Origin of the sequence: Povalibacter sp. (assembly GCF_036735925.1) — a bacterium.
In the GTDB taxonomy this organism is placed as follows: domain Bacteria; phylum Pseudomonadota; class Gammaproteobacteria; order Steroidobacterales; family Steroidobacteraceae; genus Steroidobacter.
Window position 1 is genome coordinate 1 of sequence record NZ_DAINNK010000089.1, and the last position, 4269, is coordinate 4269.

Annotated in this window: 5 protein-coding genes and 1 pseudogene; all 6 read right to left on the minus strand. The window is 58.1% G+C overall.

Annotated features, from left to right (window positions below; translation table 11 throughout):
* Positions 1-98 precede the first annotated feature (98 nt).
* A pseudogene (locus V7D81_RS19960) lies at positions 99-492 on the minus strand (tautomerase family protein).
* 116 nt (positions 493-608) lie between these two features.
* Positions 609-1310 (minus strand): orotidine-5'-phosphate decarboxylase, encoded by a 702-nt coding sequence (pyrF, locus tag V7D81_RS19965; RefSeq protein ID WP_324319582.1) that lies wholly within the window; start codon positions 1308-1310, stop codon positions 609-611.
* Positions 1311-1349: 39 nt separating this feature from the next.
* The gene (locus V7D81_RS19970) at positions 1350-1817 is read right to left on the minus strand and encodes a hypothetical protein (protein WP_324319584.1); all 468 of its coding nucleotides are present in this window, start codon (positions 1815-1817) and stop codon (positions 1350-1352) included.
* Positions 1818-2255: 438 nt separating this feature from the next.
* Entirely contained in the window at positions 2256-2618 is a 363-nt protein-coding gene (locus V7D81_RS19975; RefSeq protein ID WP_324319586.1) for a hypothetical protein, read from the minus strand.
* Positions 2619-2768: 150 nt separating this feature from the next.
* Positions 2769-3245, minus strand: a complete 477-nt coding sequence (locus V7D81_RS19980; protein ID WP_324319588.1) for a GNAT family N-acetyltransferase — start codon at positions 3243-3245, stop codon at positions 2769-2771.
* A gap of 307 nt (positions 3246-3552) precedes the next feature.
* Positions 3553-4269, minus strand: a 717-nt coding sequence (locus V7D81_RS19985) for a hypothetical protein (RefSeq protein ID WP_324319590.1), incomplete at its 5' end; no start/stop codon positions are given.

Sequence of the window (4269 nt, forward strand, 5' to 3'; positions counted from 1 at the left end):
TGGGGCCGGCTTTAGCCGGCCTGAAAACAGTCAGGCTAAAGCCTGACCTACAGAATCCCCAGTCCTGACATCCCAGGACTTCACGGCAGTCAAACTACCTAAACCTCGACCTTGAAACCAAGCTCAATTTCCGAAGCGGGCCTGCCACCCCGCAAGCCCCAGTTTTCTCGCGGAACCTCATTGAGGATGATCGTGACATGACTCGCCGGAATGCCCAGCTCCTCGAGCCGCTCGGTAATGCCCCGAGAGATTGCGCTTGGCGTCCAGCGAACGTCCAGCAAACGCAGTTACCGTGATGACGGTATAGCACTCCGGCCTGGTCAGATCGGGTGAGCAGATGAACCGGTGAGGCTCATACGACACGAGCCGGACACAGCGGTCTTGCTCGGGAATCTTGAAACCTTCGACGAGCGCCGCCTGCACCGCTTCGACGATGCCGGCTTCTTGCTCCGGACGGTAGGAGCGGCGAACTTCTATCAAAGTGCTTGGCATGGCGATTCCTTGGGGCGGAAGACTTCGACGTCGAAGGCGGGCGGCTGCATGGGCATCGGCAACAGGTCAAAGTCGGCTGCATTTCGCAAGAAAAGCGAACGTACTTCACGCGTTGGCTAGCCCGCAATCGCACCGACCATGCCCGCGACTGCCGTTCTGAACGCTGCCCGCGGATCGGCTGCTTGCGTGATGGAGCGGCCGACAATGATGTGTGTCGCCCCAGACCTGCGCGCCAGTTGCGGCGTAGCGATGCGCGTCTGATCGTTTGCCGCTGCACCCGCAAGCTGAATACCGGGTGTCACGATGAGCATGCCCCGCGGAAGCTGGCTGACCAGGTAGGCTGCTTCGTTGGCCGAAGCCACCACACCATGGCAGCCGCACGCTGCCGCGAGCTTGGCCAGGCGCTCTACTTGCTCCTGAACGGAAGGAGCAAGGCCGATTTCGGGAAGGTCGTTGTCCGCCAGGCTGGTGATGACGGTCAGCGCCAGCACCTTGAGGTTGGGGAACGGCGCTGCGGCAGCGACGGCGGCGCGAAGCACGGCCGAACCGCCCGAAGCATGGACAGTGACCATGGAGGCACCGAGCTTGCCAGCTGCGCAGACTGCGCCGGAGACGGAGTTGGGAATCTCGTGAAGCTTGAGATCCAGGAAAACGTGCTTGCCGAGCGTGACCAGTTCGCGAACGACACCCGGACCTTCCTCGGTGAGCAACTGCAGGCCGACCTTGTAGAACGAAGCCTCGACCCCGAGCGAGTGGACCAGGGCGATGGCTTCGGTCCCGGTAGGGAAGTCCAAAGCGACGATGACAGGTGTGGGCATGGTGCTGTTTGTTTGTGTGCGGGCGGGCCAACGCCCGGATCAAATCGTGCTCTCGCCTAACGCTTGTTGGCGTACATGCGCTCTAGACCAATACAGGTTGCAAAGCTGATCCAACTGCCTGCGTTCAAAGTAGAACCCGAACCGGACTGAGAGCCGATAACCCAGTCCCGGTGCAACACCCACCACGGACCCAATGACGCCTTTGACGGATGCGAACTCTGGCGCATGGGCGGGCTGAACAATGATCTGGCAGTCCGGGTACTGCGGTAGCTCAAACACCGCTTTTCCATCCTCACCCTGCCGCAACCTGTCCAGGTCCCGGACGAATGCTGCCAGACGAATTGCATCAAAGTGGAATGATGAGGATCCTTTGAAACCATCGGCCTCGGTCGCAATCACTGCGTATCCGGCCTCTTCATGGTCGCCCATCAGAAGTGCTTGCAACGTCAGCGATCCATGCGGACCTCCAAGTTCCAGAATCTGATGCTCTTGTGATTCGTTCTCCATGGCTAACGGCGTAGGTAGGCTGCGAGCAAGAGCGCATCGGTTCTGCGAGTCGGGCGCGCAGTGCGCGCGAACTTGATCCGCTTGTTGGGGCGCAGCGCTCTCATTGGTACTGCCCGGGCACGAAGCCTGCGCACTGAATCTGCTCTGATGTAGCGGCAACAAACAACCTGCGGCCTGAGGCACCGCAGACAGTACACGGCTACGATTCTGCTTGCTTCCAGGTTGGATGCATTCGGAAAGAAAGTCCCGACCTCTTCGCATTCCGCGGCGATATGTCCGCAGCGTGTGCATGCTACGAGCATCGGGTGGCCTTGCCCACAGCATGGACATGGCAGATTCGAGCGCCAGCTTGGCGTAGTGATCTGCATTCTTTCTCCTTAAGACGCTGTTGTTGAGCCGCGCGGCGCCTTTCGGCTCGTCGGCTCTTGAGCAAACTTGTTATGGCTCTGATGCAGATTGCGCAGCGGCATACGCTTCAAGAGGAACGGCCTCGTACGTAATGGAGATGCCCAACATCTCGCTCTTCATGCGGCCTGGGGGATTCTTCTCCGGATACTGAATAACAAGCCGATGTGGATTAAGCCAGCGCACCGTGGGACCAACGCCCTCGGGATACGCCGACTCCGCATAGAAAACAGCAGTACTGTCGGAGTCACCGTGCTGGAACGTGGCGCCAGGAACCCAGACGTGGACCTCATCGTAGATGGCGCCAAGGCCAAACCCAAGGGCATTGTCTACAGCCTCCACCGTTGCCTCGTGTTTCAAATCCGGCGAAGCAAAGCGTCGCGATTCGAGAACCACGGGCACTCCGTCAGTGCAGCCAGCACAAGCGATGGCTCCAGCCATCAACAACCCCAGCTCGCATCGAGGGTTCTTCATGCGCGCAATCTCAGTCCTGCCGTTCGACGTAAAGGGCGGTGACCTGCGCGTCGGCGTGCCCCTTGACGGAGGTCAGGTCCCATTGGAAGAGAGGATGAGCTCAAGCATGACTTCGCCTTTCGCATTGAACTTGCCGGTAGGCCTGAAACCGAAACGCCTGTAGAACGGCTCAGGACAGCCCGGACCAGGAACATAAGAAGTACTCAAGGACGCAAAGACTTGCTTGCTTCGCACATGTGAGATGACCTGCTCGAGTCCAGCCTTGCCTGTGCCCTGACCTTGGAATCTGGCGTCGATCATGAATCGCCACAGGCCCACCTTCGGCTGTGATGGTGGATTGGCTCTGAGCGTTTCATCCCGCAGCATGACGAAGCCCGCCGGGGATTCCCCTTGATAGATCGCCCTGTACCACGCTTCCTGAGAGAAGAGCGCCTCGGCAAGCGAAATTGCATTGCCTGCCACAAAGTGCGCCTGTTCCGGTCTGACCGATAGACTCGTTATCTGACGCACCGTATCAGCAGTGATCTCGCGGAGGGTAATGACTGGCATGGGATGTGTGCTCTGGTGCCTAACGCCACCGCTGTGGCGCGGGCAGAGGCGCCTCGCCTCTGCGAGTCGGAGCCACCGTGTTTGGGGGCACGCCGCAGCTATTAATGCGTAAGTGCATAGGTTCCTGTTCCGACAGCAACCCAGAACGCCAAACCAACGACTACAACAATCCCGCCGTCCGGGTCCAACGATACCGCCGACAATCGCCGCTGGACCGAACAAAAATCGGCTCAGGATTACCGCCTATCTTTGCCCAACCAAGAGAGTCCAGAAGTATCCCTCGGTCGTGTCCTCTTGTACGCCATTGTTAGGGCGCATACGTGCAGTCGGTAACCTCGATGCCGTATGGAATGAACAATGTGAGTTCAGCAACGTCTGTGCGCTCCCACTGAACTCGGCCCTCAAGACCCCCAAGCTTGATGCGACACTTGGTTCCCATTGCCTGGACTATGCGAGCATTTTCCTCGGAGATCTTTGCGAGGATGTCGTAGCGATATCGCTCCGGATTCACGATGCTCAGACCAATGTCGCCGAGAGGCTCAATTTCTGTTCGCCCGGCAAGCTGCGCACGTCCAATGAACGCACGCAGCTCTGCAATCCGTTCCTTCGCATTATCACTGGCAGCCAATGTCGTCTTGACGAATATGTCGATCGTGCTCGTATCGGTACGCTTCTTGTCTTCCAGAATCTGAAGAGACTCGTCGTTGAGTTCCACTGGTTCCAGAAACCCCTCTCCATACGATAGGGCTATGCGCTTCTCCGATGATGCGCGTCTGAGCATCGCATCGATCGTGGAGATGATTTCCTTCTTACGAAGCTCCGGGGATCGGCTGTCATTGACAAGGCGGATCTCTTGTACCAGAAAGTCCGCAGATTTCTTGATTGTCACTGCAGGCATTTCACTGTATTCGCCAGAGCGCATACCAGTGACAACGATTTCTTCCATCTGCGCATTTGCGGAGAATGCAACGAGCATCGCGATCCAAACGAAGAATGCATGTGATTTCATTGTTCTTCCTCCTTC

Excerpts from the sequence above, each read along its gene's own strand:
- V7D81_RS19980 (WP_324319588.1), bottom strand. The coding sequence starts at position 3,245 with ATGCCAGTCATTACCCTCCGCGAGATCACTGCTGATACGGTGCGTCAG.
- V7D81_RS19970 (WP_324319584.1), bottom strand. The coding sequence starts at position 1,817 with ATGGAGAACGAATCACAAGAGCATCAGATTCTGGAACTTGGAGGTCCG.
- pyrF (WP_324319582.1), bottom strand. The coding sequence starts at position 1,310 with ATGCCCACACCTGTCATCGTCGCTTTGGACTTCCCTACCGGGACCGAA.